Origin of the sequence: Streptomyces sp. SID3343, assembly GCF_009865215.1 — a bacterium.
Lineage (GTDB): Bacteria > Actinomycetota > Actinomycetes > Streptomycetales > Streptomycetaceae > Embleya.
In genome coordinates this window covers 1-3,711 of record NZ_WWJX01000229.1, presented here as the reverse complement: position 1 = coordinate 3,711, position 3,711 = coordinate 1, and the positions used below count along the sequence as shown (strand labels likewise).

Below are 3,711 nucleotides of genomic sequence, written 5' to 3'. Positions count from 1 at the left end.
GCGGGGTGTCACGACGTGGGCGTCATGACGGGGTTGCGCCAACGGGGTTGCCTCGGCGGGGGGCCTCGGCGGGGGGCGTCATGACGGGGGCCGTCATACACGCAGGAAGTCGTGGCCGACGACGATCTCGCCATCGAACGTCTCTCCGGCCGCCTCGCGCCACATGTCGTCGGTCACCTCGGCGTGGTAGGGCACCAGGTGCGACAGCACGAGCTTCCCGACGCCCGCAGCCGTCGCGATCCGGCCCACGTCCTGCGCACTGGTGTGGCAGCCGGTCAAGTGCTCGCGCAGCGTGTCGGCCCCGGAACCTTGCAACTGGAGTTCGAGTGCCCCCACGTGCAGTGCTTCGTGCACCAGGACGTCGGCCCCTCTGGCGAGCTCGACCATGGCCGGGCAGTGCCTGGTGTCGCCCGACACCACGATCGATCGCTCCTCGGTGTCGAATCGGTACGCGAGCGCGACCTCCATCGGCGGGTGGTCCACGACCGCGGCGGTGACCCGCAGGCCGTCCGCCTCGTACACGACGCCGCCCGCGGGCACGTCGTGGCAGGTGATCAGCTCGGGGAAGGGAACCCGACCGGTCGTCGCGGTACGGGCCCTGAGGTCGATGTCCACCATCGCCAGGAAGTGTCGGAACACCTCGGCCGTCGTGGGCGGACCGTACACGTCGACACCGGTCTTGAGCCCGTCCGTCCACGCGGTCAGCGGCAGTGCGCCGATGTCGAGCATGTGGTCGGCGTGGTGATGGGTGACATAGACGCCCGCCAGGTCGCGCAGCGCGAGCCCGGCCTTGACCAGCCGACCCGCGACGCCGTTGCCACAGTCCACCACGTGAATGCGACCGCGATGCAGGATCGCCTGCGCGGGCGCACCCCGGTGAACCGACGGACGCGGTCCCCCCGCCGTACCCAGGAGAACGAGCTCCATTGGTGTTCCTTTCTCACATCCGGTCCCGCATCCGGTCTCGCATCCGGCTGCCTCGACCACTTCGAACAGTTCGGTCACCACGAACCGAACACCTCGAACACCTCGAGGCTCCGACCGAGTCGCGCGGCTTCGGGTGACAGCACTCCCGGCACTCCCAGGACTTCCGCACTTCCGCCGAACTGTCTGTCTGTCCTGCGGAAATCTTGAGTGACCGTATGGTGAATCAACCGGGTTTCGGAACCCCAGGCCTCGACAAGACCGGCTACTCTGTCCGCTGTGCGGAAATATGACGAGTCATCAAGTGGCGGGCCCGCGGCGCCCGGAGTGGAGTCGGTCGAACGCGCCCTGGACGTGCTTCGCGTCGTCGCCGAATCCGGCGCCCTGCGGCTCTCGGACATCAGCCGCGTCCTCGGCCTGCCGCATTCCAGCGTCCACCGACTGCTGGCCACCCTCGAACGTCGCGGCTACGTCGCCCGCGCCCACGGCCGCAGCCGTCTCTACATCCCCGGCCCGGCACTGGTGGACCTCGGCGCCAGTGTCGCCGACGTCACCTTCCCCGCCGCCGAGCCGGCCCTGCGCGCGCTCGCCGAGACCTGCGGCGAGACCGCGCACCTCATCACCCTGCGCAACACCACCGCGTACTTCATCGGCGGGATCGAGTCCCGGCGCGCGCTGCGGGTGGGCCTGCGTGTCGGCAGTACCCTTCCCGCACACTGCAGTTCGGGCGGAAAGGCGCTGCTGGCCCTGCTCAGCCCGGTGACCCTGGAGATCATGTACCCCGACGAACGCCTGCCCGCCGTCACCGACCGATCCACCACCGACCGCACCACGCTGTTCGCCGAACTCGACGCCATCCGCGAACGCGGTTACGCCGTCAACGAGGCCGAGAGCGAGGACGACATCCGCGCCATCGGCGCCGCCGTCATCGACGGCCACGGCCGCCCCCGGGGCGCCTTGGCCATCGCCGCCCCCAACAATCGCCTCCCGGACGACGACATCCCGTACATCGCCGCCCAGATCGTCGGCGCCGCGGGACAGGTCGGCGCGGCCCTCGGCCGCTGAGCACCCGCCCGTGCTCCCGCTCGCGGCTGCGGGTTCAGCGTCGGAGCGTCAGGACGTGACCGGCGTACCCGGGTCGATGGTGTACGCCTTCGCCACCAGCGCGGGCCGGCGGCCGTCGTTGAGCCGGCGGCTCCACTGGGCTTCGACCTGCTCGCGAGCCTGTGACTCCATCTCCACGGGGAGCAGATGCCGGTAGCGGGAGTCTTCCCCGAGCAGGACTTGGACGGTCCGCCGATATACCGGCTCGGGGTCGTACTGCTCATGCGGGAAGGACAACTCGGCGTAGTCGTAGAGGCGGTCGGCGGGAACGTCACGCCAGGTCTTCCACGTCTCGAACATGGTGTCGTTGAACCCGGTGAGGAACGGGCCGGGGTTGATCGTGGCGACCGTGACCCCGAATTCGGCGAGCTCTTGGTCGAGAGCGTCGGCAAAGGCCTCGACGGCGTGCTTGGAGCCCGCGTACGCGCCGGTGAACGGGTCGACGGTGAGCCCGGCGACCGACGACATGAAGACGATCCGGCCGCTGCGGCGGGCCGCCATCCGCTTGGCGATTCCCTGCGTGAGCAAAATGGGGCCGAAGACGTTCACTTCGAACTGGTGGCGCAGCCGCTCCTCCGGGATGTCGACGGTGGCGCCACCCTCGGAGACGCCCGCGTTGTTGAGAAGGACGTCCACGTCCCAGCTCCAGGCGTTCTCACGATCGGCGGGATCGGTGACATCCAGCTTTTCGACGCGTAGCTCGACACCTCGCTCCCGCGCCTCGGCGCGGACCGCACTGACCTGGGCGATGATCTCCACTCCGGCGATCACCTCACGCCCCGCCTCCGCGAGCCGCAGCGCCACCTCCTTGCCGAAGCCGCTGCCCGCGCCGGTGATGAGAATCGGTCCCGTCATGTCTGTCCCGCCTTTCCTGTGCCGGAGCGCCTCCGGCCACCGCCGGTGCGGAACTCGGACGCCATCGCTGTCCCGTTACCCGCTACCCGTCACCCCGCGCGGCCGCTACCAGGCCGCAGCCGCCGGTGTGCCGGGGACCGCCGCACGATGCGTATGGACCTTCGCAGGTCCGGTCATCCGGCCCCGTCCATCGCCACCAGCGCCGCGTACGTCGTGAAGCCATACGCGATGTGCGGCACGATGTCGGCGATCCAGTCGGCCGTCGACCAGGTACGCGGGTCCGACACCTGCAACACAGCCATCGGACCGTTGGCCGCGACCATCGCGACGGCGCCCACGAGCAGCGACCCCGCCCAGATCGGCGGTCGTAGCCCGATGTCGCGTAGTAGACCGAAAGCGGCACCGACCCCAACCCCCGTCGCGATGCCCGAGAGCGCGCCGAGCCCCGTCAACCGGTTCGCACGGGTGTCGGAGTCGCCCTCGACAGGGTGCCCGATGCGGCGCGCGATCGTGGCGACCGTACGTTGCGGCGTCTCACTGGTCGAACGCGCCCGACCGGCCATGTCGGCGTAGGTGACCGCATCGAGGGCGGTGACACCGGCCGCACCCGCAGCGGCACCTCGCAGGATTCCTGAAACCATGCCGCCCCGCTGCCCGAGCACCGCAAGCACAAACCCGTCCACGAGCGCGGTCACGCGGTCAGTCGACTGGCGTGACCTCGTATCCCTCGACGATCGAGTAGTAGACACCCACCGGGCAAGAACGAAGTCGCCGTCCGTCAGGCGGTCCCCATGTCGGGCATCGGGCATCGGGCATCGGGCATCGGGC

Annotated in this window: 4 protein-coding genes; 1 reads left to right on the top strand and 3 read right to left on the bottom strand. The window is 69.7% G+C overall.

Going from position 1 to position 3,711, the window contains the following annotated elements:
• Nucleotides 1–93: 93 nt before the first annotated feature.
• Nucleotides 94–927, bottom strand: coding sequence for an MBL fold metallo-hydrolase (locus GT354_RS08390; RefSeq protein ID WP_161355629.1), 834 nt, complete (start codon nt 925–927; stop codon nt 94–96).
• A 324-nt stretch (nt 928–1,251) separates the two neighbouring features.
• Between GT354_RS08390 and GT354_RS08385 the strand changes: the two genes are divergently transcribed.
• Nucleotides 1,252–1,989 carry an IclR family transcriptional regulator gene (locus tag GT354_RS08385; protein WP_346011928.1) on the top strand — a complete coding sequence of 246 codons (738 nt, stop codon included), beginning with the start codon at nt 1,252–1,254 and terminating at the stop codon, nt 1,987–1,989.
• Nucleotides 1,990–2,037: 48 nt separating this feature from the next.
• Here GT354_RS08385 and GT354_RS08380 read toward each other — a convergent pair whose 3' ends face one another.
• Both GT354_RS08380 and GT354_RS08375 read right to left on the bottom strand, forming a co-directional pair.
• Nucleotides 2,038–2,883 (bottom strand): SDR family oxidoreductase, encoded by an 846-nt coding sequence (locus GT354_RS08380; RefSeq protein ID WP_161355627.1) that lies wholly within the window; start codon nt 2,881–2,883, stop codon nt 2,038–2,040.
• 173 nt (nt 2,884–3,056) lie between these two features.
• Nucleotides 3,057–3,524 carry a hypothetical protein gene (locus GT354_RS08375; RefSeq protein ID WP_161355630.1) on the bottom strand — a complete coding sequence of 156 codons (468 nt, stop codon included), beginning with the start codon at nt 3,522–3,524 and terminating at the stop codon, nt 3,057–3,059.
• Nucleotides 3,525–3,711 lie beyond the last annotated feature (187 nt).

What these genes read in the sequence shown, in the direction of transcription:
- GT354_RS08375 (WP_161355630.1), bottom strand. Translation starts at nt 3,524, where the DNA reads ATGGTTTCAGGAATCCTGCGAGGTGCCGCTGCGGGTGCGGCCGGTGTC.
- GT354_RS08390 (WP_161355629.1), bottom strand. Translation starts at nt 927, where the DNA reads ATGGAGCTCGTTCTCCTGGGTACGGCGGGGGGACCGCGTCCGTCGGTT.
- GT354_RS08380 (WP_161355627.1), bottom strand. Translation starts at nt 2,883, where the DNA reads ATGACGGGACCGATTCTCATCACCGGCGCGGGCAGCGGCTTCGGCAAG.